Source organism: Deinococcus sonorensis KR-87, assembly GCF_040256395.1.
In the GTDB taxonomy this organism is placed as follows: Bacteria; Deinococcota; Deinococci; order Deinococcales; family Deinococcaceae; genus Deinococcus; species Deinococcus sonorensis.
Genome location: NZ_CP158299.1, coordinates 1657289 through 1683998, shown reverse-complemented (window position 1 = coordinate 1683998; position 26710 = coordinate 1657289). Strand labels below are relative to the sequence as shown.

Here is a 26710-nt window from a genome sequence, read left to right as displayed (position 1 = left end):
TTCACTTCGGCTGGCTTTCCGTCAGAAACTCGTCCACGAACAGCGACCACTCCAGCGGCTGATACCCGACGGCGGTGGCGGCGTCGCCACGCTGGCCCAGCGTGGCCATCAGGGTGCTGCCGGCCTGCTGGTACTGCTGGATCAGCCGCGTGAAGGTCGCCCGGTCAAAGGAAGAGCTGCCGTCCGGTTTCCAGGCGCGCAGCTTCGCCACCCGCTCGGCAAAGACCTCGCGCGCCAGCCGCAGTTCCTGACTGTAGCGCGCCCCGGTCTGCCCGCCCAGCGGGCTGCTGGCGAGCGTGGCGAGCGCCCGCAGGCGCGCCTCGGTTTCCGGCTCGCTGCGCGGGACGGCGTGGGTGTACATGGTGCCGCCGCCCATCATCATGTAGGCCAGCTGGCCCTCCAGGCTGCGCAGCTGACGGTACTGGGTGCGCAGCTGAGCGATCCGCGCGCTCAGTTTCGGCTGGGCCTTCAGGTCACGGGTCAGCCCGGCCGCGAGGCAGCCCGCGTAGGTGGCGGCGGCCTCGTCGTTGTCGAGCTCGCTGCTGCGGTAGCCGGCCATCAGCGTGTAGCTGTCCAGGTCGAGGTGCTCGGCCACGCTGCACGGGACCGGAGTCGTCTGGGCCAGCACCGGTGAGAAGGCCAGGGCCAGCAGCATGCTCAGCAACGTCTGGGGGCGCATACCGCCAGTCTATTCCGCCCGGCCGCGCCGCCCCATCAGGTCGGCCACCCCCTGCTGCGGCGTCAGCTCCCCCGACACCACCTGCGCCACCGCCCGCACGATCGGCAGGTCCTGGCCGTGTTCGGTGGCCCAGTGCTCCAGCAGCCCCGCCGTGCGGATGCCCTCCACCACCTTGCCGCCCTGGGCCGGGCTCTGGCCGCGTGCGATGGCCTCGCCCGCCGCCCGGTTGCGCGAGTGCAGGCTGCCGGCGGTGGCCACCAGGTCGCCCAGACCGGACAGGCCGTACACGGTGGCGGCGTCCGCCCCCTGCGAACTGAGGTAGCGTCCCATCTCCAGCAGCCCGCGCGTGATGATGGCTGCCTTGGCGTTGTCGCCCAGCGCGAGGCCGTCGATCAGGCCCGCGGCCAGCGCGATCACGTTCTTGAGCACCCCGCCCAGTTCCACGCCCGCCACGTCGCCGGAGGTGTAGACCCGGAAACTGGGGGTCATCAGGGCCGCCTGCACTCCGGCCGCAAAACCGGCGTCGGCGCTCGCCACCACCGTCGCCGCCGGCAGCCCCCGCCCAATCTCCTCGGCGTGGTTGGGGCCGCTGAGCACCGCGACCCGCCCGAAGCCCAGCCGGGCCGCCAGGGTGGTGAGCCGGTCGCCGTCCGGGGCCAGCCCCTTGGCGCACAGCACCACCCCCAGCGTGCGCGGCAGCGCCGTGAGCAGCTCCGGAATGCCCACGCTCGGCACCATCAGCAGCGCCCAGTCCTGGCCGGCGGTGGCGGCGGTCAGGTCGGCCGTCACGCCCACCGCTGCGGGCAGCGGCACGCCCGGCAGGTAGTCGCGGTTCTCGCGCTCCTGCTGGAGTCGGGTGGCCACCTCTGGCCGCCGCGCCCACAGCACGCTCGGCTGGCCGTGCTGGCCCAGCATCGCGGCCAGGGCGGTGCCCCAGCCGCCAGCGCCCAGCACGCACACGGTCATGAGGGCTCGGCCCGGGCAAACACCCAGATGCGCGGGGTTTCGGGCCACGGCTCGGCGTAGTCCGGGTACTCCAGCGCCTCCCAGGAGGCGAAGCCGGCCGCCTCCAGCAGCGGGGCCAGATCTGACGGGTCATAGCCACGCTCGGTGTGCAGTTCCACGAACTCCTGCGCCTCGCCACTGTCGTCCACCACCCGGCAGAAGGCCTGCACGGTGCCGAGCTCGCTGGCCGCGTCGTAGTGGTGCGACCAGTGGTAGTGCACCTCGCGGCCCTCCGCCAGCGGGGCCACGCCCTCGATGGCCTCGCCGTCCCACAACTCGCGCACCCCGAGGCGGGTGTTCACGTCAAAGGCCAGCAGGCCGCCCGGCTTCAGGTGGGCCCGCATGCGCGCCAGGGCCCGGCCCAGATCGGCCGGCTCGGTCAGGTTGTTGAGGCTGTCGAAGACGCAGGTGATCAGATCGAAGCGCATCCCCAGCTCGAAGTCGCGCAGGTCCGCCTGCACAAAGCCCAGCTGTGGCAGCCGGGCGCGCGCCACCGCCAGCATCTCGGCGCTGCCGTCCAGGCCAGTGACGTTCAGGCCGCGCCGGTCGAACTCGGCGGTCATGGCTCCGGTGCCGCAGGCCAGGTCCAGCACCCGCGTCACCGGCACCTGCTGGTCACGGGCGTAATTCAGGACAAAGTCGGCCCAGTCGTCGTATTCGATGTCGGCCATGATCGCGTCATAGACGGTGGCCAGCGCCGAGAAGGGAACGTGTTGCACCCGGCCATTATGCGGCGGCGGGCCGCTGCGTGAACGTCCGGTCAGCTTTCCCGGCATCCCGGGGCCCCTTGTGAAGGGCGAGTGAGCCGCATGACAACGGAGTCGGGCTGGCCGCTGGCGGCCACCGGGCGTAGCCTGAGCACGTCAGATTGCATTCGCGCGCACCATTCCGCGTGCCGCACACAGCACGGGAGGCTACACCATGAACAAGATTCTTGCCCTGTCTGCCCTGTCAGTTGCCCTGTCGGCCTGCACCCTGGTCGGCAACCCGCTCTCCAAGGATGTCAGCGGTCAGCTGCGCGGCTTCCCCAGCGGCCAGGACCTGCGTCTGGCCATCGTGGGCTACAGTAACGGGCGGTACACCGCCGACGGCTCCGAATCTCAGATCGTGGACAAGTACCTGACCGGCGGCTTCACGCTGGACCTGCCCAAGACGCTCGGGACCGGTACCTACCGCGTGGTGGTCTACACCGACGTGAACCGGGACGGCCGCTTCTCGACCGGCGACCGGGTGGTCAGCCGCGACAACGGCAAGCTGCTGGTCAACGCCCAGCGCAGCGGTCAGTTCTACCCCGGCATCAAGGCCGGCTGGAACATCTACAACACGGCCACCCGCGAGAGCTCCAGCCTGGCACTCACCAACTACGACCTGGACTACGCCGGCCAGTAAGGCTGCGGAAACCGTCAGGGCCGCCTGTGGGCGGCCCCTTCTGTTGGGCGGGCCTGGGAGTGGGACAGCCCGACGCCCAGCAGGACCGGAATCCCCGCCAGTAGCAGCAGGCCCAGCGCCAGCGGAACCGTGACCGGGGCCGTGTGCAGCGGCGCGATCAGGACCGCGTGCCACGTCAGGGCGAACAGCAGGCCCAGCACCAGCACCCGGAGCGCCAGCAGCAGCGACGGCCGCCGGGGGTCCCGGGCCGTCCAGGCCAGCCCTCCGAGCAGCACGTACACCAGGAGTTGTAGCCACCAGAAGCTCCAGAGTTCGCCCGGAGTGCCCGGGACGGGCGCGGCGCCCAGCCGCCACTGCACCTGAATGGTGGCGGGCAGCTGCGGCAGCTGACGCCACAGCAGCAGAAGGGTCACGAGCAGCAGAACGACGGCCAGCGCCTCAAGCCAGCGGAAACGGCTGATCATTCCAGCCGGAAGGGGCGGGGCGCGTCGTCTTCCGGCACGGTCCGTTCGTCCGGGTGCAGGTCATGGCCGCCGAACAGTCCACGGGCCGCCAGCCCGGCGCCCAAGGGATCGGCGGTGGCTCCGGCCGGTCGGATGCGGAACGACAGCACGATCAGAACGATCGGCAACACCACGAACAGCAGCCAGGGAATCATGCCCGGCTCCGCGACTGAGGGGTCATGCTGAATCTTACTGCAGCAGAGCGCAGGCTATGTGGACAGTCTGCCGCAGGGGACTCATCATACTCATAAAGCTTTATAGCAATTATGAGACATATGATTCCCTCTCTCCCGACCCGCCCGCGCCGCAAGCGCACCTTCGGTGTCTACATCGGCCGCTTCGAGCCGCCGCATCTCGCTCACCTTGCCGTGATGCAGGAAGCGCTGCAGGACGTGCAGAAGCTGATCGTGGTGCTGGGCAGTGCCCGCTCCGCCCGCAGCACCAAGAACCCCTTCACGGCGGAGGAACGCCAGGAGCTGATCTCGGACATGCTGCACGAGGCGGGCGTGGCGCGCAGCCGGGTGCTGTTCGCCCAGGTGCGCGACTACTACTACAACGAGTCTCTGTGGCTCTCCGAGGTGCAGAGCGGCGTGGCCGCCCACGTGCGCGGCAGCAGCGACGTGGCACTGATCGGCCACTATAAGGACGAGAGCAGCTACTACCTGCGCTCGTTTCCCGCCTGGGAATTTCTGCCCACCCACGTGGTCAGCCCGCTCTCGGCCACCGGGGTGCGCCGCGCCTACTTTGAAGATGAGCTGGAAGCGACGCGGGAGATGCTGCCGCCCAGCGTGGACCGCTTCCTGAGCGCGTTCCGCCAGACGCCGGAATTCGCCGCGCTCCAGGCCGAGTACCGCTACCTCAAGCAGTACCGGGCCGCCTGGGCCAGCGCCCCCTACGCCCCCATCTTCGTCACCACCGATGCGGTGATCACCCGCAGCGGCCACGTGCTGCTGGTGCGGCGGGCCGGTCAGCCGGGTCAGGGGCGGCTGGCGATGCCCGGCGGCTTTCTGGAGCCCAGCGAGACGCTGCTGACCAGCTGCCTGCGCGAGGTGCACGAGGAAACCGGCCTCAGCCCCGCCACGCTGGAAGGCCGGCTGCGCGCCCAGGCGGTCTTTGATTACCCGGACCGTTCGCTGCGCGGCCGCACCGTGACGCACGCCTTCCACTTCGAGCTGGGGTTGGGCCAGCTGCCGACCCTGAATGCCGGCACCGACGCCGCCGACGCCTTCTGGATGCCGCTCAGCGAGGCGCTGGCGCAACCGGAAGCCTTCTTCGAGGACCATCACGCCATCATCGAACACTTCGTGTTGAAGGGATAAGCCATGACCGACGACCTAGACCGCGTGCGGGGCCTGATGTACGGACTGGCCTACGGTGACGCCCTGGCCGCGCCCACCGAGTTCATCCGCGATCTGCCGGAGATCCGTCGCCGCTTTCCGCCCGCCGGCCCCACCACCCTGCACCAGGGCCGCGTGACCGACGACACCCAGATGGCCCTGGCGGTGGCCCGCGCCCTGCTGGCCACGCCGCAGCTGACCGCCGGGGCCGCCGTGGAGCCGCTGCGCCAGGAATTCGTGACCTGGCTGCACGACCCGGACAACAATCGTGCCCCCGGGATGACCTGCCTGACCGCCTGCCGGCGACTGGAGGCGGGCGGCCCGTGGACGCGGGCCAGCGTCACCGAATCCAAGGGCTGCGGGGCCAACATGCGGGTGCAGCCGGCTGGAGTTCTCCCGGACGCCGACGCACGCGCTGGCTACGCGCAGCTGCAGGCGGCCCTGACGCACGGCCACCCCACCGCCCTGGCCGCCGCCGAGCTGACCGCCGAGGCCATCTGGCTGCTGCTCGGCGGGATGGCCCCGGCCGCCCTGACGGACGCACTGATCGCCCACGCGAGGGCGCAACGCACCACCTACCGCGCCGAGTGGTTGGGCGAACTGTGGCAGGTGGCGGGTGCCCGCAGCCCGGAAACGTTCATCCAGTTCGGCTGGGACGAGTGCCTTGCCGTGCTGGAGCGCCTGCGGGCCGCCCTGGACACCCCGCCCGCCCCCGACACGGATGTCTGCGACCTGACCGGCGAGGGCTGGATTGCCGAGGAGGCGCTGGCCAGCGGGCTGCTGTGCTTCCTGCTGACGCCGGAGGAGCCGCTGGAGGCGCTGCGCCGCGCCGCCGTCACGCGCGGCGACAGCGACAGCCTGGGGTGTCTGGCCGGCAGCTTTGCCGGCGCCCACCTGGGCCTGGGTGCCTTTCCGCCGGAGTGGGCTCAGCAGATCGAATACCGGGACGAGCTGGCCGCCTGCGCCGACGCCCTGACCAGGAGGTTCGCATGACTACCATCAGCACCAGCCTCAACAATCCGCTGAAGGTGAGCTGGATCGCCGCCCCCTGGCCCGGACAGCTGGGCCTGACCATCGCGCCGGGCAAGCAGGGTCAGGCCCCGAAGCTGCGGCACGAGCGCGACCTCGGCACCGATTTTGCCGCCCTGAAACAGGAAGACGTGACCCTGCTGGTCAACCTGATGGAAGCGGACGAGCAGCGCCGCTGGGGGATGGCGGCCTACCCCGCCGAGGCGCACAGGGCGGGCCTGAACACGCTCGCCTTCCCGATTCCGGACGTGAGCGTGCCGGCGGATCCGGACGCCTTCGCGGCCCTGGTGGAACAGCTGCACACCCGGCTGCAGGACGGCCAGCGGGTGGTCGTTCACTGCCTGGGCGGGCTGGGCCGCTCCGGGACACTGGCCGCCTGTCTGCTGATCCGCGCCGGTCAGCCCAACCCGGACGAAGCCATCCGCACCGTCCGTTCCTTCCGCCCCGGCGCGGTCGAGGCGGACCAGCCACAGTTCGTTCGCACCTATGCCGCTCGCCTGAACGCCTGATCCACCCTTCAAAGGAGTTGAGTTCCCATGACACTGTTGCACGACACCAACCTGATTCTGGACACCGACAGCTACAAGGCCAGCCACTTCCTGCAGTACCCGCCGCACACCGAGCGGCTGTTCAGCTACCTGGAGTCGCGCGGCGGCAAGTACCCGGCCACCCGCTTCTTCGGACTGCAGTACATCCTGAACCGCTACCTGACCCACCGGGTGACGCTGGAGGAGGTGGAGGAGGCCCGGGCCGTGATCGAGGCGCACGGCGAGCCGTTCCCCACCGAGGGGTGGCGGCGGGTGGTGGAGCACCACGGCGGGCGGCTGCCGCTGGAGATCCGGGCGGTACCGGAAGGCACGCTGGTCCCCACCCACAACGTCCTGATGACCGTCACCAACACCGACCCCGAGCTGCCGTGGCTGGTGGGCTGGTTCGAGACGATGCTGATGCGGGTGTGGTACCCCACCACGGTCGCCACCCAGAGCTACTTTCTGAAGCAGATCATCCGGGAGGCGCTGGAACAGACCAGCGACCGCGCCGCCGAGGAACTGCCATTCAAGCTGCACGACTTCGGGTCGCGGGGCGTGAGCAGCCGCGAGAGCGCCGGGCTGGGCGGGCTGGCGCACCTGACCAACTTCATGGGCAGCGACACGCTGGAAGCGCTGCGGGTGGCGCGCAACCACTACGGCGCCGAGATGGCCGGCTACAGCATTCCGGCCGCCGAGCACAGCACCGTGACCAGCTGGGGCAAGCCGCACGAGGTGGACGCCTACCGCAATCTGGTCCGGACCTTCGGCAAGCCGGGTGCCGTGTTCGCGGTGGTGAGCGACAGCTACGACCTGAAGCACGCCATCAACGTCCACTGGGGCGAGACGCTGCGCCGCGAGGTCGAGGAGAGCGGCGCGACCCTGGTGGTGCGCCCGGACAGTGGCGATCCTGCCGCGATGGTGCGGATGTCGATACGGGCGCTGGACGCCAAGTTCGGCAGCGACGTGAACAGCAAGGGCTACCGGGTGCTGCGGCACGTGCGGGTGATCCAGGGCGACGGCATCGACGAGGACAGCATCCGCGAGATCCTGGCGAACGTGATCGGCGACGGCTACTCGGCCGAGAATGTGTCGTTCGGGATGGGCGGAGCGCTGCTGCAGCAGGTGAACCGCGACACCCAGAAGTTCGCCTACAAGGCCAGCGCCGCGCTGATCGGGGGCCAGTACCAGCCGATCTACAAGGACCCGGTCACCGACCCGGGCAAGCGCAGCAAGGACGGGGTGCTGGACCTGGTAAAGGAAGGGCCCCGCTTCGTGACCCGGCAGTATCAGGACTTCGACACGGCCTACCCGGATTCGGTGCTGCGGACCGTGTACCGCGACGGCGAGCTGCTGGTGCGCGACACGCTGGAGGACGTGCGGGGCCGCGCGTGAGCCAGCAGCTGGAGCGCCTGCTGCCGGTACTGTCCGCCATTCCAGGCGTCAACATTCCGGCCACGGTGCTGCAGGGCGCGTCCATCGCCGCCAGTCAGCGAAAAATCGAGCTGCTGGAGCAGGCGCTCCAGCTCGAGGTGAGCCTGCTCCAGCAGCTCATCGAGAACGGCACCGTCCAGCTGGACCACGACCACCTCCGCTCGGACGCTTTTACGGCCAATGTGATGCAGGCGCTGCGGGCTGCGGAGGTGGCCGAGTCTGAATACAAACTGCGGTTCATCGCCCGCGCCCTGGCCGGGTGCGCCCTGAGCTTCCCGCCGCCCAGGCTGGACAGGGTTCAGACCATGCGCATCATCGAGGGGCTGTCGGAGCGAGAGTTGCGGGCATTCACAGGCCTGTTCGCCCTGCTCGACCCCATAGATCCATATGCAGACGGATTGGCGGTAGGCAGCCCGATCACGGTCGCGGGGCTGACCCGCCAGGAGTTCACGGCGGCGCTGCTGGGCCTGCAGCAGCTGGGGCTGTTGACCCGGGCGCAGGCGCCTGCGGAGCCGTGGGCTGAGCCTGCCGCGTCCACCCCCGTCTGGCAACTCACTCCGCTCGCCCAGCAGGTGGCGGTCCTGAGCCGCCTGCACCGGGAGTGACCTCTCTGACCTGAAGGAGCATGCCCATGACCCCTCCCCCCATCCGCTTCTACAACCTCGACCAGCCGTACGGCGAGTTCAGCAACTTCAGCCGCCACCCGCTGGAGCTGGACGGCCAGCGCTGGCCCACGTCCGAGCATTACTTCCAGGCGCAGAAGTTCGTGGGCACTCCGTTTGCCGAGGAGGTGCGGCAGCAGCCGCGTCCGATGCAGGCCGCCCAGATGGGCCGCCGCCGTGACCTTCCACTGCGCCCCGACTGGGAAGCGGTCAAGGACGACGTGATGCGGCGGGCGCTGCATGCCAAGTTCACGCAGCACCCCGAGTTGAGGGCGCTGCTGCTCTCGACCGGCGACGCCGAGCTGATCGAGCACACCGTCAACGACCGGTACTGGGCCGATGGCGGGGATGGCAGCGGGCGCAACCGCCTGGGCGAACTGCTGATGGAGCTGCGGGCCCAGCTGAAGGACGAGCAGTGAACGCCCTGCTCAGCGCCCTCCCCTCCTGGCTGCTTGACCTCTCCGGGGGCCTGTGCGTGCTGGTCAGCCTGTACGCGCTGTTCGCCAAACGCCGCAGCTACTGGCACTGGAGCAACGCCAGCCTGCTGCCGTACTTCCTGCTGTTCGTGGGCGGCAGCCAGTGGATGCTGGCCGGGCTGCAGGTGTGTTACCTGCTGTTCGGGCTGCACGGCCTGTACCTGTGGAATCTGGAGGAGCGCCGCGACCGGGGCGAACTGACCTTCAACGAGCCGCTGTGGTACGGGGTGACCTGGGTGGCCAGCCTGCTGATCTTCGGGTACACCGTGCTGGTCACCGACTTTTCGGCCGTCTGGAACTGGGTGCAGTTCGCGTCGGTCGCGCTGGCGCTGGTGGCCAACTTCGCCACCACCCGGCGCTGGAGCTGGTCGTGGCCGGTGTGGATTGTGGTGAACGCCGTCCAGGCGGTGTACTTCTGGCATACCGCCTACTGGATGCTGTTCGGGCTGCAGTTCGTGCTGGCGGCCATGAGCGTCTACGGCTGGCAGCAATGGCGCCGCGACGACCGCGCCCAGGCGCAGGGAGCGGCCCTTGCCTGAGCCGCTTCCCTTCCGGCACGGTCTGATCGTGGGCAAGTTTGCGCCGCTGCACCACGGTCATGAGCTGCTGATCCGCACATCGCTGGAGCAGTGCGAGCAGGTCAGCGTGTGGTGCTACGCCCGGCCCGACTTTCCCCACATGCCGTCTCCCCTGCGACGCGGCTGGCTGCGGCAGGTGTTTCCGGCGCACCTGTACCCGCAGCTGCACCTGCTGCCGGACGCTCCGAATCCGCCGCTGGACAGCGCCGGCAGCCAGGAGCATTTCGCTTACTGTCAGACGATACTCTCCAGGTGGCAGGTCCGGCCGGACGCTGTGTTCAGCTCGGAGGGCTACGGCGACGGGCTGGCCGCCGCCCTGGGCGCCACCCACCGGTCGGTGGATCCGGCCCGGCGGCAGGTGCCCGTTTCCGGTACCGCGCTGCGGGCCGATCCCCATGGCCTTCGTCACCTCCTGAATCCGCTGGTCTACGCGCACTTTCTGGAGCGGGTGGTGATCCTGGGGGCTGAAAGCACCGGCAAGAGCACCCTGACGGCCGCCCTGGGCGAGGCGTTCGGAACGGTGGCGGTGCGCGAGTACGGCCGAGACGTGTACGAGCGCGAGGACGGCCAGCTGACGCCCGACCACTTTCTGGAGATTGCCCTCGGGCACCGGGCGCTGGAACAGGAGGCGGCCACCAGCCGCAAGGCGCACCGTTACGTGTTCAGCGATACGCATGCCGCCACCACCCTGATGTGGAGCTATCTGCTGACCGGCACCGCCCTCCCGGAACTGCATGCCCTGGCAGAGGCCTGCCGGACACGCTACACCCACACGTTCGTCTGCGCCGACGACCTGCCGTTCGAGCAGGACGGCTGGCGCAGCAACAAGGCAGTGCGGTCGGTGCAGCAGGCGTTCATCCTTCAGGACCTGCAGACGCGCGGCGTTCCGTATGTGCTGCTCCACGGCACCGTAGAACAGCGGATAGAAACCGTTTGGGCCACCCTGCAGCAGCGTCTGTCATCCGCTGAAAGTGCAGAACATTCAGCTTCACTATAAATTTACTCAATTCTCACGAGAGTAACAGGCAGCAACCTCTGGCCGGCCCAGGCCGTACTTGTCGCTGGAGGAACATTCCATGACCGATCCAAAGGATCCGCAAGGCCGCCCCGACGCTCCGCGCTGGATCGATGAGGTCACGCCCCCCCAGACGCCCCACACCCCGGCCGACGCCACCGGCCCTCGCCTCAGCTTCGAGAAGCGGCCGGAAGGGCCGGGCGCAGCCAGCCCGACGTCTGATCCCTGGAGCCAGATGGGGGCCGCGGGCAGCGCAGGCCCACACCCCGCCACCAGCGACGTAAGCAGCCGCAAACTGATTGCCGGTCTGCTGGGCATCTTCCTGGGCAGCCTGGGCGTTCACAAGTTCTATCTGGGCCAGACCCAGGCGGGCATCATCATGCTGGCCGTCACGCTGGGCGGGTGGTTCCTGGGCATCATCGGCAGCCTGATCATCGTGGGCGCGGTGTTCTTCCTGCTGCCGTTCGCCATGAGCGTGGTCGGGCTGATCGAGGGCATCCTGTACCTCACCAAGTCCGACGCCGATTTCGAGCGTGAGTATCTGGTGGGCAAGAAGCCCTGGCTGTAGTGTCAGGCTGCATGCGCGCCAGCGGGGGCATCCCTGCTGGCGCGCGTCCTGTGAATGCTCAGGGATTCTGACCGTGCCCTGAACCGGCATAAACGTTTTCTCGCGCTCTGCTCATGGCGCGTCAAGTGGCCCCACGTAGGCTGCAGTCCAGGAGGAACACCCATGAAGAAGCTCCTTACGTTGTCCACTGCCCTGAGCGCTGCCCTGATTCCGGGCGTCGCCGCCGCAGCTCCCAAGATCAGTGCCCAGAGCATCATCGTGAACCCCGCGCCCAGCAACCTGGTGGTGCGCGTGTACGTGGACCGCGACACCAGCGGCCAGCAGACCCCTGACTATCAGGTGGGCGACCCGATCAAGATCACCACGGTGGTCAACCAGGACGCCTACGTGTACCTGTTCAACCTGGACGGCACCGGCAAGGTCACCCAGATTCTGCCGAACAAGTTCGCGAGCGGCGGCAACTTCCTGAAGGCCAACACCAGCAAGACCTTCCCGGCCGCCGGTGACAACTTCACCTTCACCGTGGACGAGCCCGCCGGCCTGAACAAGGTGCTGGCCGTGGCCTCCAAGACGCAGCTGAACCTCTCGCAGATCACCGAGTTCCAGGCGAGCCAGAACGGCGGCCAGCTCGCCGCCGGCAAGGTCGAGGGGCAGCAGCAGCTGGCCCAGGCGCTGAGCATCGTGGTCAACCCGCTGCCTCAGAACAGCTGGGTGACCGACACCGCGCTCTTCAACGTGGCCCCGGCCCAGGCGGTCACCACCGGCAGCCTGTTCGTGGGCAGCAGCGTGGCCGGCAGCATCGTGTACCTGAACGGCCGTCAGGTGGGCGCCGCGAACACCACCTACACCAATCTGCAGCCCGGCACCTACCAGCTGCGCGTGGCCACCCCCGGCTACAGCGACTTCGTGAGCAACATCAGCGTGCGCTCCGGCGCCCTGGTGAACGTGAACGTGGAGCCCACCGCCGTGGCCGCGCCGGCCCCGGTGCAGCCGGTGCGCCCGGCCCGCGCCACCCTGACGCTGCGCAGCAGCGTGACCGGCGCGGTGGTGTACCTGGACGGCCGGCAGGTCGGCACCATCCAGAACGGCGGTCTGAACATCACCACCACGCTGGGCAGCCACGAAGTCGTGGTCATCGCGCCCGGCTACCGCACCTTCAGCAACGTCTACAACGTCACCCAGAGCGGCACCATCACCATCAACCCCACCCGCTGAAGTCTGCACAGCACAGCGCCCCCGCTTAACCAGCGGGGGCGCTGTGCTTGTTCTTTCAACCGGGCAGCCGCCGCACCTCGTTCTGCAGCGCGTCCAGCTCCTGCCGCAGCTCACTGCTGCGCCGCTGGGCATCCTGTAGCCGCTGCTGCTCGCCCTCGATGAAACGGGTGAAGGGGCTCATCGCGTCGCGCAGCCGGGCGTCGGCACGTTCCTGCTCGCGGTCGTACTCGCGCCGCACGATGGCCTCCAGCGACTCGCGCAATTCGGCCACCTTGACGCGCAGCTGCCGCAGCGTCTGCAGCCGCTTGCTCGGCAGGATCAGCAGGCCCAGGCTACCGATGGCCAGCCCGCTGAAGATGAAGGTGGCGTCGGCGGCCAGCGTGCCCATGATGGCGGCCCCGATCACGCCCAGTCCGATCCCGCCCGCTCCGATGCCAATCACGCCCTTCATGGCCTCCTCGGCGTCGCTGGCCAGTTGCCGGGTCAGCTGCGACTCGGTCACCTCCTCGATGTGGCGGCTGGCGCTGCCGGCGATGCCCTCCAGCAGGGCGTGACGGTCGTAGGAAAAGCGGGTCCGCGCGATCTCGCCGCTCGGCTGGCGCCGGATCAGGAACGCCTGCACGTCCTCCCAGAAGTGCAGGTTGGCCTCCACGAAGCGGTCGATCATGGTCCCGAACTGCCGCTCGACCGCTTCCGGTAGGTCCCCCACCGCCTGTTCGCGGAAGCGCTGCTCCAGCAGGCGGCTGTTGACCAGCTCGCGGAAATGACTCAGCCTCAGCGTCTCGTCAATGAACTTGTCGGCCCGCACCTCGAATTCGCTCAGGATGCGGCCCACCCGGTTCAACTGGCCGTCCAGCTCGCCGCGCATGGTCTCGCGGTGACGCTCACGTTGCGCTTCCAGGCTCTGCAGGGTCTCCAGGTCGCTGCTCAGCAGATCACGGGACGCCTGGGCGCGCCGCTCCTCCCCGCCCAGGATCTCGGCGGCGGCGGCCAGCGGACTCTGCAACTTGAGTCGGGTGCGTTCGGTCTCGCCCAACCGCTGCTGCAATGCGGCGCGCAGCGCCCGGAACCCCTCGTCGCCGCCACGCTGCTCCCGCCGCGCCGACACCAGGTAGACCGGTGGCGTCAGGTTCAGTTCGGCCCGGGCCCCCGCCTCCACGAAGGCGCGCACCTCCTCCTGCTGCTGCGGCGTCTCCAGCAGATCGGCCTTGTTCACCACCATCACCACGCTGCGGCCCCAGCGGGCGGCCAGGCTCAGGAACTGCCGCTCCGACTCGGTGAACGGCCGGTCGGCGCTGGTGAGAAACAGCAGCAGGTCGGCACGCGGCAGAAAGCCCTCGGTCAGCACCTGATGCTGCCGAACGATCGCGTTGGTGCCGGGCGTGTCCACCAGCGCCACCCCGTCCAAAACGGTCAGCGGCACCCGCAGCCGCACCACGAACGGGTCACGGGTGGCTTCCGGCTCGCTGCGTTCACCGTGCAGCAGCACATAGATGCGGTCGGTGGTGGGGGTCACACCCTCAGGCAGGACCGCGTCACCCAGCAGGGCATTCACGAAACTGCTCTTGCCAGCGTTGAATTCACCCACCACCACCAGCAGGAAACTCTCGTCCAGATTCGCCACCGCCTGACGGGCGTGCTGCACCGCCTCCGGAGGCGCACCCTGCGCGCTCAGAAAGGCCTGCAGGTCCGCCAGAAGGCTGCGCTCCCGCGCCAGTACCCTCTGCACCACATCAGAAACGAGCATACGCACAGCTTAGAGTCTGCCGCCACGCGCCCAGCCTTATAAACGGTGAACGTTCCGCCCGCCCGCCGGCCCGGTCAGCTGCTAGCCTGCCTCTATGAGCGCTCCCAGCGGCATCCGCTTCGCCTTAGAGGGCATAGACGAGCCGACCTTTGCCCGCGTGCTGCGCGACCTGATGCAGGACCCGGCCTTTGCCCGGCCGCTGCAGGTGCAGGCCCAGCCGCCCCGGCCCGGCGTGAGCGGCGTGCTGACGCTGGTGTTCCAGGATGAACACCGAACCCAGGCAATCGCAGCCATGCAGCGACTCAAAACCATCATGCTGCGCTATGGGGTGCAGATCGACAGTATTCGCACGCCGTAGCGCGGCTCAGTTGTCCAGCTGCGGTGTGCCGATGTTACGAGGATAGACCGTCACGCTGTAGCGAGTACCGCTGCCCGCGCTGTTGCTGTTGGTGGGGTCTGGCGGAACGCGTACGGTGCCACCCCCGCGTGAGGCCTGCTCAGCCGCCAGGTTGACCGTCACGCTGACGGTGCCGGGTCCTTCGGTCGTAGGCGGCGTGGTGGGCGTGTCGCTCTGGTCAAACAGCATTTGGGTGGGAGTGGGCGGCACGGTAAGTGGCACTGGACGTAGGTAGTCCAGCAGTACCCGGCCTTCCACGCCAGTCGCCGGAATATCTGTGGTGACCTCGCTATAGGCTTTGCCGCTTATGGCGCTGGGCACGTAGCGTCCGCGGAACTCCATCAGCACCCAGGCATTATTGTTGGCTGGATCAGCCCCCGGATCGTTGGAACCGCTGGTACCGCTCACCACCACAGACCGCAATACCGGGTAGTAGGCGTAAAAGTAATAACATTTCGCGGCAGTGGTGACATCCGAGGTGCAGCTGCCCGCTGCCACATTTTGGTCCTTAGGCGGCACGATAAAGGCCAAAATCGGATCGGTGCCTACCAGCCAGTTGCTGGTGCTAGTGCGCGGATTACGGGTGGTGGGCCCGTTGGTGCTGCTAAGCGAGACCGTATCACCTTTACGAAACACATACACGGCGGTCTGCAGCCGCGAGACCATGTAGTTCTGGGCGTTCTGGGTTTCGGCCAGCAGGCTGGTGCGCGACTGCAGGCTGGCGGTGCTGCGCCCGGTGCCCACATTGAGCGTCAGGATAGCGGTCATGATAATGCCGATCAGCACCATGCCCACCAGGAGCTCAGGCAGCGTGAAGCCGTAGCTGCGGTGCGCGCTCACCGGGCCACTTCCAACGTCTGGGTGGAACTGGAACCGTTCACGGTAGCAGTCACCGTCAGGCGACGCAGCGGAGGTGCGTTGTTGGTCTGGGTGGCAGTGGCGGGCGTAGTAGAGCAGGTCGCGCTGACATTTGGATTAGGAGTAGGCGCAGTAAGGTTAATAACACTCCCGATCAGGTTGCCGGACAGGTCCTCGCCCTGCGTAGTCACCGTCACGCCGCTCGGCAGCGCCGTGTCGATGCATGCCTTGTCATAGCGAACGTTTCTCAGCCATTGGCCGCGCACTTGTTCGATCGCCCGCTGGGTCAGGTTGGTGGCACTTACCTGGCCGGTGGTACGCTGGTTCAGACCGAACAGACCAGTCAGCGGCGTCAGCACCACCAGAATGATGACCGCAAACAGCGTCAGCGCTACCAGCACCTCGATGATGGTGAAGCCGGCCTCACCCCGCTTTGTGTGTTGCATCGTTCGCGCCTGCTCAGTCGTCATAGGAGGAAGTCACCAGCACCTTTCCGGTCACGCCGACCGCCTTCACGAACAGCGACTCGTTCAGCGCCGGACTGGTCACACGCCACACCACGCCATCCACGTCCAGTGTGCCGTAGGGCGCTGTGTATGTCAGGGAAGTACTGCCAGCCGCGGTCGTGGCGCTGCTCATGGCCGCCACTGTCAGGTTATAAGGCAGGGTACGGGTGATGGCTGCCGCACCACGCCACTGGGTGGTGTACCGGTTGGCATTGCTGCTCACCAGCGCCACCACGCTGCTCTGCGAACTCAGCTGCGCCTGTGCACGCGCTCGGCTCAGGTCGGTGGCCAGCTGACGGGCGCCTTCCTGCAGCTGCTGGCGGTTGCGCGCGCGCAGCAGGCTCAGGAACACCACGGTCGCCAGGACGCCTACGATGGCCATCACCACCAGCAGCTCGATCAGGGTAAAGCCCTGCTGGACGCGCACACGATGACGCGGCACCTAATTGCCCCCCTGAATCTGGGTACCGCCAACCCGAATCGGCACCGCAAATGTCCCTGTCGTGTTCTGCACTTTGACGTTCCATGCTTGCTGGGTTGGGAAGGCAGGGGGCGCGATGCCGTCACTGGTGCGGGTGTCATAGATGTAGTTGCGGCCGAAGCCGGTACCGTTGGTCACGCCGAACGCCCCGTAGTAGTTCTCAATGATGCCGCCGAGCAGGTTGACACTGCCGAGCGAGTTGTTGGCGGGCCCGGCGCCGTAGCCGTTGACCCAGACCTTGCCGGTGGTGCCGGTGGCCATCATCACCGCCTGAATGGTGACGTTGGGCGGCGCATAGGTGGTGCGCGTACCGTAGGTGCCGCTGCTGCTGCACTGAACGACGCCGCTGGTGGTGCAGTAGTACTTGCTGTCGATCTGCACGTCACCGCCTGCCGAATACAGCCCCAGAATATTCCTGGCGCTCTTGTTGGTGCACTGCGGGTCCAGAGCGCTGGTGCCGGTGCAGGGTGGGTCCTCGTACTTCAGGTCGCTGGTGATATGAATGTCGCCGCTTGAGGCCAGGGTCATCTGGGCAAAGTCGGCCACAGCCGGGGGAGCAGTGGTGGGATCGCTCGCCGTGGTGCGAGCCGGGCCGTTCAGGTTGCTCACGCCGCTCTGGGCATAGATCACGCCGTTAAAGATGCCCTGGGCAGCGGCGGTGCTGACCGCCCAGCCGCCGCCGCTGGTCGCGCAGGGGGCAGTGGTGCCGGTCTGAACCAGTGGCACGCACGGCACCTGGGCCGCCGGCTGCCAGCTGCCACCGGAAAAGATGTACATCCGGTTGTTGGCACCGAAGGCCAGCTGGGTGGTGGTGCCGCCCGCCGTATAGGTAATCAGCTGGGCTTTGCCGGTCACGCCGCCCAAGGACAGGCTGCTGTTCACCGCAAAGCTCAGGTTGCTGGTGGTGCCGGGAATGTACAGGCCGCCGTTCTGGGAAGCACTCAGCTGGTTGTTGCTGTTGACGGGCAGCGAGATAAAGTCGTGGGACCAGTCGGGCGTACCCCTCAGGTCCGGAGTCACGCCGTTAACGACTGGGTCATTGCGGGTAGAGCCGTTCCCGGCCGAGTCCATCTGGGCCGGCGTGGTGAGAGTGGTGGACGACCCGAAGTAGGCGCCTGCATTGGCCCCCGAGTTGCAGTAGTCGCCGTTGGTGCCGGTCCGGATCTGGTTGGCCGGACAGCCGGCGGAGGTGAAGTCGCCACCGAAGTAGGCGTTGCCCTGGAAGGTCACGTTTTGGTTGCTGTGCACCGGCCCCGAAAATTTTGTGTTGGCGGTGAACACGATGCGGCTGTTGTTCGTCTCAGCTGTGGGGTCCGAGAAGTGGTGGTTGGTGAACAGGGCGAACTCGGCAAAACTTCCCCGGCCGACCCGCAGGGTATAGACCGGTTCGGTCACGTCCACTTTTAGCTGACGTGACGCCCCAGTGGAGGCGCTGCCGGTGCTGGTCACGTCCGGAACCTGCACGAAGATGCGGTACTGGTCGGTGGCGTCGCGCACCACGCCTAGCAGCTTGGCCTTGACGCTGGTGGCAATGCTGTCGTTGGCAGCTGACGTCAGCGAACCGTTCAAGGAAACGCCCGCGTCGCTGAACAGCGATTTGAAGAAGGCCGCTTTGGTGTTGGTGCTGTTGACGGTGTAGCCGCGCGCGGCCATCTGAGCATCGCTGAGGTAAGCAGTAAAAAGGCCGTAGCGGGCGTCCGGGCCGACCGTGCCCAGCAAGTTACTGGCCGCGCTGATGGTGCTGTCGCTGGCCGTACTGGCGTCGATGCCACAGATGACGCCGGTGGTGGGCAGCGTGACGGTGGTACCAGTGCACAGCTGGCTGACGTAGTTCTGGATTTCGGTGGTGCCGGTGCTGGCCGGCGGCTGCATATCCTTGCTCAGCAGCAGGCTCAGGGCATTGAGCCGTGCCTGGGCCCGCGACACGCCCGACTCGGCGGCGTACTGCACCCGCACGGTGGATTCCTGATCGCTGCTGTTGCGCCGTGCAGCGATGGTCAGCTGGCTGGTGACGACGATGACGGCTGCCATCAGCAGCAGCACCATCAGGACGGTCAGCACCAGCGTGGCGCCTTCCGTTTTCCGCGACACGTTCATACGGTCAGTCTTCACTGTCCGGGGGGAGAATGTCAGCCCCACCCTGGGGGGGCTCCCCTGCCCAATGCCGCTGCCGCCATGCTGGACCCGTTCCATTCGCAGCCGGCCACCCCCGCTATACTGCCGTGCATGACGGCTTCCGCACCCCTGACCACCGCCCAGATCCGGGAAAAGTACCTGCAGTTCTTCGAGAGCAAGGGCCACCTGCGTCTGCCGGCCCACAGCCTGATCGCGCCGGACCCCACCACCCTCTTTACTGTGGCGGGCATGCAGCCGTTCAAGCCGCAGTTCATGGGCGCCCCGGCCCGCTTCGAGGGTCATGCGGGCGAGCACAAGCGCGTCACCACCGCCCAGAAGTGTCTCCGGGTGGGCGACATCGAGAACGTGGGCCGCACCTTGCGGCACTGCTCGCTGCTGGAGATGCTCGGCAACTTCAGCTTTGGTGACTACTTCAAGCGCGAGGCGCTGACGTGGGCCTGGGAGTTCCTGACCAGCCCCGAGTGGATGGGCATGGACAGAGATCGTCTGTACGCCACCATCTATGAGGACGATCAGGAAGCTTTTGAGATCTGGACCCAGGAGATCGGCCTGCCGGAGGACCACATCCTGCGCTTCGGGGCCGACGAGAACTTCTGGCCGGCCGACGCGCCCGCTTCGGGCCCCAACGGGCCGTGCGGTCCCTGCTCCGAGATCTTCTACGACCGTGGCCCCGCCTACGGCGACGACACCTGGCAGGACTATGCCCAGACGCGCGAGAGCGCCCGCTTCCTGGAGATCTGGAACAACGTCTTCCCGCAGTTCGACCGGCAGGAGCCGCAGCCGGACGGCACGCCCACGCTGGTGGACCTGCCGTTCAAGAACATCGACACCGGCATGGGCCTGGAGCGCATCGCCTCGGTGGTGCAGGATGTCTTCGACTTTTACAGCAACGACGTCTTCTCTCCCCTCATCGCGCGGGTGGCCGAGCTGAGCGGCCACCCCTACGAGGGCGTGCGGAGCGTCTCGCACCGGGTGGTGGCCGAGCACATCCGCTCGGTGAGCATGGTGATCGCCGACGGGGTGACGCTCTCCAACACCGGACGCGGCTACACGGTCCGCAAGATCCTGCGCCGCGCCAGCCGCCACGCCTACCTGCTGGGCCTGCGTGAGCCGGTGCTGCACAGCCTGGTGCCGCTGGTGGTGGAGAAGATGGGCGGCGCTTACCCCGAACTGGTGCAGAACCAAAGCCGCATTGAGGCGGCCGTCCGCACCGAGGAGGAGCGCTTCCTCAAGACGCTGGAGAGCGGCACCCAGCGGCTGGACGCGCTGCTCGGCACCCTGGAGAAAGGCGGCACGCTCAGCGGCGAGGACGCCTTCACGCTCTACGACACCTACGGCTTCCCGATTGACCTGACCAAGGAGATTGCGGAGGAGTACGGCGTCACGGTGGACGAGGCCGGGTACGCCGAGAGCCTGGAACGCGCCCAGGAACTGGCGCGTGCCGGCAGCAAGTACGGCAAGAGCGAGCTGTTCGGCGGGGCCGAGCACGCGCTGGACGGCCTGAACCCCACCGAGTTCGTGGGCTACGACGCGCTGGACACCCAGGGACAGGTGCTGACCCTGCTGGCCGGCGGTGAGAGCGTGGAGCAGCTTCAGAGCGGCGACGAGGGCCAGGTGGTGCTGGACCGGACCCCCTTCTATGCCGAGGGCGGCGGCGAGGTGGGCGACATCGGGCTGCTGGACTGGGCGGGCGGCGAGGCGGTGGTGCGCGACACCCGCAAGACGCCCAAGGGCGTGTTCCTGCACACGGTGGAGGTGCTGCGCGGCACCCTGAAGTCGGGCGATACAGTGCGCGCGCTGGTGGACCCGGCGCGGCAGGCCACCGAGCGGCACCATACCGCCACCCACCTGCTGCAGGCGGCCTTGCGGGCGGTGCTGGGCGACACGGTGCGTCAGGCGGGATCGCTGGTGGCCCCGGACCGGCTGCGCTTTGACTACACCCACGCGGCGGCCCTGACCCCCGACGAGCTGAGCCGCATCGAGCTGCTGGTGAACCGCTGGATCACGGCGGACAGCCCGGTGAACTGGCAGACCATGCCGATTGCGGAAGCGCGGGCGCAGGGCGCCACCGCCCTCTTCGGCGAGAAGTACGGCGACGTGGTTCGGGTGGTGACGGTGGAGCAGGGCGTGCCCTACGGCGCCACCACCGTCACCAGCAAGGAGCTGTGCGGCGGCGCTCACGTCACGCGCACCGGCGAGATCGGCAGCTTCGTGATTGTGTCGGACGAGAACGTGGCGGCGGGCGTGCGGCGTCTGGAAGCGCTGGCGGGCGAGGCGGCGGTGACGTGGGTCCGGACCCAGCTGCAGGGCGTGCAGCGGGCGGCAGCGCTGCTCAACACCTCGCCCGACGCCCTGGGCAGCCGCATCGAGAGCCTGCAGGCCAGCCAGCGCGCGGCGGAGAAGGAGTTGGCCGGCCTGCGCCGTCAGCTGACCCAGGCGCAGCTGGGCGGCGGTCAGGCGAGCGCCGCGACCCGCGACCTGGGCGGCTACCGTGTGGCGGCGCTGCGGCTGAGCGGCATCGAGGGCAACGAGTTGCGCGGCGCGGCCGACACGCTGCTGGAACAGAGCAAGGCTGATCTGGTGGTGATCGCCTCGGACCGCGGGCTGGTGGTCAAGGCCAGCAAGGACGCGGTGGCGCGTGGCGTTCACGCCGGTCAGCTGGTCGGCAAGCTGGCGGCGGCGGCGGGCGGCAAGGGCGGCGGCCGTCCCGACATGGCCCAGGCGGGCATTCAGGACCCGGACGCGGCCCTGTCGGCGCTGGACACCGCTTTCTAGAGGAACTCCAAGGAAAGGAGCCGCCCGATATTGGCGGCTCCTTTCCTTGTGGCTCAGTCCTGGGCGTTCGACTGCTCAGCCACTACCGGGCCGCTCCACAGCACCCAGCGCAGGGCCAGCGCGGTGCCCAGGCCTATCAGCATCAGGGTCAGCCACGGCAGGGCCGGGCGCTGCAGCTGTTGACCCACGTCCACCAGGGCGCCGCCCACCACGCTGCCCACCCCGCCTCCAATCCCCAGGCTGAGCGCCCCGAAGCCGAAGTAGCTGCCGTAGCGCCCGGCCGGGCTCATCAGGGCGGTGAGGCTCTGCTGGGTGGGGAACACCAGCATGGTGCCCAGCGAGAACAGCACGGTGCATGCCAGCAGCTGCACGAAGGTGGTGGTGAGGCTCATCAGGCCCAGCGCCAGCGACGCCAGCATGACGCCCAGCACCAGCACCTGCCGCTGCGACAGGAAGCGCTCCGCCGCGCGCAGCAGCGGGTACTGCAGCAGCACCGCCAGCCCCGCCTGAATACCGTAGAGCGGGCCGGTGGCCTGCGGGCCGTACAGCGACACCGCCTTGAGCGTCACAGCCACGTTGATCTGGGTGCTGAGCAGGAAGTAGCCGCTCATCGCCACGGTGAAGCGCCGGAAGGGGGTGTCCCGGACCGCCTGCCACAGGCCGGCGAAACCCGATTCCGCCCCCAGGCTGCCCGGCACGCGCGGCACCACCGCCAGCAGCACCGCCAGTGCGATCAGGTATGCGCAGGCGGCCAGCAGCGCCACCGTGCGGAATTCGTAACGCGACAGCCACGCGCCGACCAGCGGCCCGGTCACCATGCCGAGGTTCCCGGCCACCCCCATCAGCGAGTAGACCCGGCTGCGGTCCTGGGGCGAGGTCAGGGCGGTGACGGCGGCGTTTTTGGGCGCGTCGAACAGGCTGCCGCCCACCCCGGCCAGCACCGCCGAGGCCAGCAGCGTCCAGAAGGTGGTGGACAGGCCCATACACGCGAAGCCCAGCGACCGGGTGAACAGGCCGGCCGCGATCAGCGGGCGCGGCCCGATCCGGTCGGCATACGCGCCGCCGAACACCGTCAGGCCCTGCTGGGTCAGCTGGCGCACCCCCAGCACCAGCCCCACGCTGGCAGCGGCCCAGCCCAGCTGCGACACAAAATGGACCGTCACCAGCGGGATGATCATGAAAAACCCGCCCCACATCAGGAAATTGTTGAACATCAGGGCCAGCTGGGCGGCACTGGGACGAAAGGGGGCAGCAGTCACAGAGGCCAGTCTAGACCTCTCCATCTGGTTGACATCAGGAGGTTCTGCGCTGGGAGGGCTTCAGGAAACCGTTAGACAAGGGTACGAAATCGGTTTCGTTCTTTGCTTCAGGATGTGTTACTGTACGCCCATCAACTTCGTTTTCAGTTCGCGTTCATCGTCTCGGTGTACGGCGCTCTGCCCTGCACACAGGAGGTTCTATGAAGAATTTGCTCTGGCGTGGTCTGCTTTTTACCGGTCTGGCTCTGGGTGCTGGCTCTGCTGCGGCGAAGGACATCGTGGTGGGCGTGAGCTGGTCAAACTTCCAGGAAGAGCGCTGGAAGACCGACGAGGCGGCCATCAAGACCAAGCTGGCCAGCCTGGGCGCCAAGTACATCAGCGCCGATGCTCAAAGCAACAACGAAAAGCAGCTCTCCGACATCGAGGGGCTCATCACCAAGGGGGCCAACGTGCTGATCGTGCTGGCCCAGGACAGTGAAGCGGTGCTGCCGGCCATCAGCCGCGCCAAGGCCGAGGGCATCCCGGTGATCTCGTACGACCGCCTGATCGAGGACCCGTGGGCCTTCTACATCTCCTTCGACAACCGGGAAGTGGGCCGCCTGCAGGCCCAGATGGTGCTGAACACCAAGAAGAGCGGCAACTTCGCGTTCATCAAGGGCAACAGCGCCGACCCGAACGCCGACCTGCTGTTCGCCGGACAGATGGACGTGCTGGGCGCGGCCATCAAGGCCGGCACCATCAAGAAGGTGGGCGAACAGTACACGGACGGCTGGAAGCCGGAAGTGGCGCAGCGCAACATGGAGCAGATCCTGACCGCCCAGAACAACAAGGTGGACGCCGTGGTGGCCAGCAACGACGGCACGGCGGGCGGCGCCATCGCCGCGCTGGCCGGCGTCGGACTGGCCGGCAAGGTGCCGGTGAGCGGCCAGGACGCCGACAAGGCCGCCCTGAACCGCATTGCCCGGGGCCTGCAGACCGGCACCGTCTGGAAGGACTCGCGCACGCTCGGCACCAAGGCCGCCGAGATCGCGGTGCAGCTGGGCAACGGCACCGCCGTGAACAAGGTCACCGGAGCCAAGCCGTTCAATGGCGGGCCGCGCAAGGTCAACGTGAGCGGCCTGCTGCTCAAGCCGATCGTGATCACCAAGACCAACCTGAACGTCATTCTGGACGCCAAGTGGGCCACCAAGGCCGAGGTGTGCGCCGGCGCCACCGGCGCTGCCGCGCCCGCCGCCTGCAAGTAAGCCCACGCCTGCCTCGCCTGGCCCCTCCTGCTCCAAGCAGGGGCCAGGTGCTTCACGGAGTACTGACATGACCCGAACCACACGCATTCAAACGGCCCGCGGCGGTCTGTCGCTGGCCAACCTGCAACTGGACGGGCGACTGGTGTTCATGATGCTGGCCATCGCCGGCATCGGGGTGGTGTTTCACCTGCTCACCGACGGCGCCTTCCTGTCGGCCCGCAACCTCTGGAACCTGTCGGTGCAGACCGCCAGCGTGGGCGTCATGGTGAGCGCGATGGTGCTGGTGATCGTGATGCGCCACGTGGACCTGTCGATCGGCTCGGTGCTGGGCTTCACCGGCATGCTGATGGCGGTGCTGAGCGCCCGGGTGCTGCCGCCGGACGCCTGGTGGTCCACCCCGCTCACCCTGCTGCTCGGGCTGGCCGTGGGCGCGCTGATCGGGGCCTTCCAGGGTGCCTGGGTGGCCTACCTGGGAGTGCCGGCCTTCATCGTGACTCTGGGCGGCCTGCTGATTTACCGGGGCGGCGCCTGGCTGCTCACCGCCGGTCAGACGGTGGCGCCGCTCAGCGACAGCTTTCAGGTGCTGGGCGGCGGTCTGAGCGGCGCCATCGGCGGCCCCCTCACCTGGCTGCTGGGCGCGCTGGCCCTGGTGGCGGTGCTGGTCAACGACGCGCGGACCTACCTTACCCGGCAGCGGCGCGGCCTGCCCACCCGCAGCCTGCCGCTGCAGCTGCTCGTGACCGGCCTGGTCGTGCTGCTGATCGTGGGCTTCGTGGAGGTGATGAACGGCTACCCGGATCCGCGCAGCGGCCTGCCGCGCGGTATGCCGGTGCCGGTGCTGATCATGATCGTGGTGACGCTGGTGATGATGTGGGTGGTGCGCGCCACCCGCTTCGGGCGCTACGTGTTCGCCTACGGCGGCAACCCCGAGGCGGCGCGGCTGGCCGGCATCAACACGGCGCGGCTCACCACTCTGGTGTTCGCGCTGATGGGCGTGTTCGCGGCGCTGGCGGGCGCCATTCAGACGGCCCGCCTGAACGCCGGCACCAACAGCACCGGCACCCTGGCGGAGCTGAGCGTGATTGCGGCGGCCGTGATCGGCGGCACCAGCCTGTCCGGCGGCACCGGCAGCATCCCCGGGGCCTTCCTGGGCGCCCTGCTGATGTCGAGCCTGGTCAACGGCATGCTGCTGCTGGACCTGCCGAGTGCGTGGCAGAACGTGGTGCAGGGCGGGGTGCTGATGGTGGCAGTGCTGCTGGACGTGATCGCGGCCCGTGGGAGGGCCCGGTGAGCGCCCCCGTCACGCCGCTGGTGCAGATGCGCGGCATTCACAAGGCCTTCGGTGGCGTTCACTCGTTGCAGGACGTGAGCGTGGACCTGTACCCCGGCGAGGTGGTGGGGCTGCTGGGCCACAACGGCGCCGGCAAGAGCACCCTGATCAAGGTGCTGTCCGGGGCCTACACGCCCGACAGCGGCCAGATCCTGCTGGACGGCCAGGAGGTGCGGGTCACCAGCCCCCGGGTGGCGCAGGCGCACGGCATCGAGACCATTTATCAGAACCTTGCGCTGGCCGACAACCTGGACGTGCCGGCCAACATCTTCCTGGGCCGCGAGCTGCGGCGCGGCGCGGCGCTCGACGAGGACAGCATGGAGTCGGCGGCCCGGCAGGTGCTGGACCGGCTGCGCGTCAACATCCCGGACCTCAAGAAGCCGGTGTTCAACTTCTCGGGCGGGCAGCGGCAGAGCATTGCCATCAGCCGGGCCATTCACTTCCGGGCGCGGGTGCTGATCATGGACGAGCCCACTGCCGCGCTCGGTCCCCAGGAAACCGAGCAGGTCAACGCCCTGATCCAGACGCTCAAGCAGGAGGGGGTGGGCATCTTCCTGATCAGCCACGACCTGCACGACGTCTTCGATCTGGCCGACCGGCTGACCGTCATGAAGACCGGGCGGGTGGTGGGCACCGTGCGCACGCGCGACGTGACCCAGGACGAGGTGCTGGAGATGATCATCGCCGGAAAGCTGCCGCGGGTACTCACAAGCGCCTGAGCGCAGGATATCGGGGCCGGAGGGGAGCGGTTCCCTCCGGCCCCGTCAGTTCACCGGCCTGAGCCCGCTGGCCACCCGGCCGCGCTGCAGCCACGTCAGCAGAATGCGGTTGAAGCGCTGCGGGTGCGACAGGGGCCAGGTGTGCAGCATGCCCGGCACCAGCCGCGCCTGACCGTGGGGCAGCAGGCGTTCCAGCTGCCGGGCGCTGCGGCGGATGATCGGCAGCTCGCGGGCGCCGGCCAGCACCAGCACCGGCACCTGCAGATGGGCCAGCTGCCCGGGTGGCCGGAACGTCAGGTTGGCACGGGTCATCTGCAGGTGGCCGTCCAGGGACATCCGCCGGGCGTCCTCGGCCAGTTGAGGCCCCAGCCGGGCCGGCAGCTCCAGGGTCAGGCGGTTCAGCCACAGCGGCAGCCGGGCGGTGCGCTGCGGCCAGTACCACGCCAGCAGGGTTCGCAGCGGCCCGGAGAGCATCACCCCCCCGCCCGGCATCGGCGCGGCCAGCGTGCCGGTCAGCAGCGCCGAAACGAACAGCTCCGGATGGTCAGCCAGCAGCTGCAGCCCCAGCTGGGCGCCCAGCGAGAAGCCCACCACCCGGGCCGACCCTCCCTCCTCCCGGAGCAGCCGCGCCACCTGAGCGGCGGCGTCCTCCATGTGAAAGGGGCCGGGGCTCTGGCCGTGTCCCGGCAGGTCCGGCACCAGCACCCGGTAGCCGGCCCGCCGCAGGGCCGGCAGCTGATCCTGCCAGCTCCAGCCGGCCGTGCCGCCCCCGTGCAGCAGCAGCACCGTGGGCGCGTCCGGGGGACCGTGGCGCTCCACATGCAGCGTCATGCAGGCAGGC

At 68.3% G+C, this 26710-nt stretch carries 28 protein-coding genes; 16 read left to right on the top strand and 12 right to left on the bottom strand.

Features of this window, described 5'->3' with window-relative positions; translation table 11 throughout:
* Position 1: 1 nt before the first annotated feature.
* The 3 genes from ABOD76_RS13580 to ABOD76_RS13570 are packed head-to-tail and all read right to left on the bottom strand — an operon-like array spanning position 2 to position 2403.
* Positions 2–679, bottom strand: a complete 678-nt coding sequence (locus ABOD76_RS13580; protein ID WP_350242499.1) for a hypothetical protein — start codon at positions 677–679, stop codon at positions 2–4.
* A gap of 9 nt (positions 680–688) precedes the next feature.
* Positions 689–1645: an NAD(P)H-dependent glycerol-3-phosphate dehydrogenase gene (locus ABOD76_RS13575; protein WP_350242498.1), complete on the bottom strand. Its 957-nt coding sequence runs from the start codon at positions 1643–1645 to the stop codon at positions 689–691.
* Positions 1642–2403 carry a class I SAM-dependent DNA methyltransferase gene (locus ABOD76_RS13570; protein WP_350242497.1) on the bottom strand — a complete coding sequence of 254 codons (762 nt, stop codon included), beginning with the start codon at positions 2401–2403 and terminating at the stop codon, positions 1642–1644. Before ABOD76_RS13570 ends, ABOD76_RS13575 begins: the two co-directional genes overlap by 4 nt.
* A 202-nt stretch (positions 2404–2605) precedes the next feature.
* Here ABOD76_RS13570 and ABOD76_RS13565 point away from each other — a divergent pair, with 202 nt between their 5' ends.
* Positions 2606–3073: a hypothetical protein gene (locus ABOD76_RS13565; protein ID WP_350242496.1), complete on the top strand. Its 468-nt coding sequence runs from the start codon at positions 2606–2608 to the stop codon at positions 3071–3073.
* Positions 3074–3087: 14 nt separating this feature from the next.
* On the opposite strand, the gene ABOD76_RS13560 is transcribed toward ABOD76_RS13565, so the two are convergent.
* Together ABOD76_RS13560 and ABOD76_RS13555 are read right to left on the bottom strand one after the other, a co-directional pair.
* Entirely contained in the window at positions 3088–3537 is a 450-nt protein-coding gene (locus tag ABOD76_RS13560; RefSeq protein ID WP_350242495.1) for a hypothetical protein, read from the bottom strand.
* The gene (locus tag ABOD76_RS13555; RefSeq protein WP_350242494.1) at positions 3534–3731 is read right to left on the bottom strand and encodes a hypothetical protein; all 198 of its coding nucleotides are present in this window, start codon (positions 3729–3731) and stop codon (positions 3534–3536) included. Before ABOD76_RS13555 ends, ABOD76_RS13560 begins: the two co-directional genes overlap by 4 nt.
* A 120-nt stretch (positions 3732–3851) precedes the next feature.
* Here ABOD76_RS13555 and ABOD76_RS13550 point away from each other — a divergent pair, with 120 nt between their 5' ends.
* The 10 genes from ABOD76_RS13550 to ABOD76_RS13505 all read left to right on the top strand — a co-directional run bounded on the left by ABOD76_RS13550 (position 3852) and on the right by ABOD76_RS13505 (position 12417).
* Positions 3852–4895, top strand: coding sequence for a bifunctional nicotinamide-nucleotide adenylyltransferase/Nudix hydroxylase (locus tag ABOD76_RS13550; RefSeq protein WP_350242493.1), 1044 nt, complete (start codon positions 3852–3854; stop codon positions 4893–4895).
* 3 nt (positions 4896–4898) lie between these two features.
* Positions 4899–5906 (top strand): ADP-ribosylglycohydrolase family protein, encoded by a 1008-nt coding sequence (locus tag ABOD76_RS13545; protein WP_350242492.1) that lies wholly within the window; start codon positions 4899–4901, stop codon positions 5904–5906.
* On the top strand, positions 5903–6451 hold the full coding sequence (locus tag ABOD76_RS13540) for a cyclin-dependent kinase inhibitor 3 family protein (protein WP_350242491.1): 549 nt from the start codon (positions 5903–5905) through the stop codon (positions 6449–6451). The genes ABOD76_RS13545 and ABOD76_RS13540 overlap by 4 nt, the downstream gene beginning before the upstream one ends.
* Before the next feature lie 27 nt (positions 6452–6478).
* Entirely contained in the window at positions 6479–7864 is a 1386-nt protein-coding gene (locus ABOD76_RS13535) for a nicotinate phosphoribosyltransferase (RefSeq protein WP_350242490.1), read from the top strand.
* Positions 7861–8508: a hypothetical protein gene (locus ABOD76_RS13530; protein WP_350242489.1), complete on the top strand. Its 648-nt coding sequence runs from the start codon at positions 7861–7863 to the stop codon at positions 8506–8508. The genes ABOD76_RS13535 and ABOD76_RS13530 overlap by 4 nt, the downstream gene beginning before the upstream one ends.
* 26 nt (positions 8509–8534) lie before the next feature.
* Positions 8535–8984 (top strand): NADAR family protein, encoded by a 450-nt coding sequence (locus tag ABOD76_RS13525; protein ID WP_350242488.1) that lies wholly within the window; start codon positions 8535–8537, stop codon positions 8982–8984.
* Entirely contained in the window at positions 8981–9580 is a 600-nt protein-coding gene (locus ABOD76_RS13520; RefSeq protein ID WP_350242487.1) for a nicotinamide mononucleotide transporter family protein, read from the top strand. Before ABOD76_RS13525 ends, ABOD76_RS13520 begins: the two co-directional genes overlap by 4 nt.
* A complete protein-coding gene (locus ABOD76_RS13515; RefSeq protein WP_350242486.1) occupies positions 9573–10616 on the top strand; it encodes an AAA family ATPase in 1044 nt (347 codons plus the stop codon). Before ABOD76_RS13520 ends, ABOD76_RS13515 begins: the two co-directional genes overlap by 8 nt.
* 79 nt (positions 10617–10695) lie before the next feature.
* Positions 10696–11202, top strand: a complete 507-nt coding sequence (locus tag ABOD76_RS13510) for a TM2 domain-containing protein (RefSeq protein ID WP_350242485.1) — start codon at positions 10696–10698, stop codon at positions 11200–11202.
* Between the two features lie 162 nt (positions 11203–11364).
* The gene (locus ABOD76_RS13505) at positions 11365–12417 is read left to right on the top strand and encodes a DUF4384 domain-containing protein (protein WP_350242484.1); all 1053 of its coding nucleotides are present in this window, start codon (positions 11365–11367) and stop codon (positions 12415–12417) included.
* Positions 12418–12472: 55 nt separating this feature from the next.
* On the opposite strand, the gene ABOD76_RS13500 is transcribed toward ABOD76_RS13505, so the two are convergent.
* Entirely contained in the window at positions 12473–14164 is a 1692-nt protein-coding gene (locus ABOD76_RS13500; protein ID WP_350242483.1) for a dynamin family protein, read from the bottom strand.
* Between the two features lie 94 nt (positions 14165–14258).
* Between ABOD76_RS13500 and ABOD76_RS13495 the strand changes: the two genes are divergently transcribed.
* A complete protein-coding gene (locus tag ABOD76_RS13495; protein ID WP_350242482.1) occupies positions 14259–14522 on the top strand; it encodes a hypothetical protein in 264 nt (87 codons plus the stop codon).
* A 6-nt stretch (positions 14523–14528) separates the two neighbouring features.
* Here ABOD76_RS13495 and ABOD76_RS13490 read toward each other — a convergent pair whose 3' ends face one another.
* From ABOD76_RS13490 to ABOD76_RS13475, 4 genes are read right to left on the bottom strand one after another with little or no spacing between them, the layout of a single operon-like run.
* A complete protein-coding gene (locus ABOD76_RS13490) occupies positions 14529–15401 on the bottom strand; it encodes a PilW family protein (protein ID WP_350242481.1) in 873 nt (290 codons plus the stop codon).
* Positions 15398–15889 carry a prepilin-type N-terminal cleavage/methylation domain-containing protein gene (locus ABOD76_RS13485; protein WP_350242480.1) on the bottom strand — a complete coding sequence of 164 codons (492 nt, stop codon included), beginning with the start codon at positions 15887–15889 and terminating at the stop codon, positions 15398–15400. Before ABOD76_RS13485 ends, ABOD76_RS13490 begins: the two co-directional genes overlap by 4 nt.
* A complete protein-coding gene (locus ABOD76_RS13480; protein ID WP_350242479.1) occupies positions 15879–16367 on the bottom strand; it encodes a type II secretion system protein in 489 nt (162 codons plus the stop codon). The genes ABOD76_RS13485 and ABOD76_RS13480 overlap by 11 nt, the downstream gene beginning before the upstream one ends.
* Positions 16368–18503 (bottom strand): DUF4900 domain-containing protein, encoded by a 2136-nt coding sequence (locus ABOD76_RS13475; protein WP_350242478.1) that lies wholly within the window; start codon positions 18501–18503, stop codon positions 16368–16370. It abuts the gene before it with no gap.
* A 129-nt stretch (positions 18504–18632) separates the two neighbouring features.
* On the opposite strand from ABOD76_RS13475, the gene alaS reads away from it, so the two are divergent.
* The gene (alaS, locus tag ABOD76_RS13470) at positions 18633–21317 is read left to right on the top strand and encodes an alanine--tRNA ligase (RefSeq protein WP_350242477.1); all 2685 of its coding nucleotides are present in this window, start codon (positions 18633–18635) and stop codon (positions 21315–21317) included.
* A 53-nt stretch (positions 21318–21370) separates the two neighbouring features.
* Here the strand turns inward: alaS and ABOD76_RS13465 are convergent, their stop codons facing one another.
* Entirely contained in the window at positions 21371–22576 is a 1206-nt protein-coding gene (locus tag ABOD76_RS13465; RefSeq protein ID WP_350242476.1) for an MFS transporter, read from the bottom strand.
* A 200-nt stretch (positions 22577–22776) separates the two neighbouring features.
* Here ABOD76_RS13465 and xylF point away from each other — a divergent pair, with 200 nt between their 5' ends.
* From xylF to ABOD76_RS13450, 3 genes are all read left to right on the top strand, one after another.
* Complete coding sequence (gene xylF, locus ABOD76_RS13460) at positions 22777–23820, top strand: D-xylose ABC transporter substrate-binding protein (RefSeq protein ID WP_350242475.1); 1044 nt, start codon at positions 22777–22779, stop codon at positions 23818–23820.
* Positions 23821–23887: 67 nt separating this feature from the next.
* A complete protein-coding gene (locus ABOD76_RS13455; RefSeq protein WP_350242474.1) occupies positions 23888–25111 on the top strand; it encodes a sugar ABC transporter permease in 1224 nt (407 codons plus the stop codon).
* Positions 25108–25869, top strand: coding sequence for an ATP-binding cassette domain-containing protein (locus ABOD76_RS13450; RefSeq protein ID WP_350242473.1), 762 nt, complete (start codon positions 25108–25110; stop codon positions 25867–25869). Before ABOD76_RS13455 ends, ABOD76_RS13450 begins: the two co-directional genes overlap by 4 nt.
* A gap of 45 nt (positions 25870–25914) precedes the next feature.
* Here ABOD76_RS13450 and ABOD76_RS13445 read toward each other — a convergent pair whose 3' ends face one another.
* Positions 25915–26700 (bottom strand): alpha/beta fold hydrolase, encoded by a 786-nt coding sequence (locus ABOD76_RS13445; protein WP_350242472.1) that lies wholly within the window; start codon positions 26698–26700, stop codon positions 25915–25917.
* Between the last annotated feature and the right edge of the window lie 10 nt (positions 26701–26710).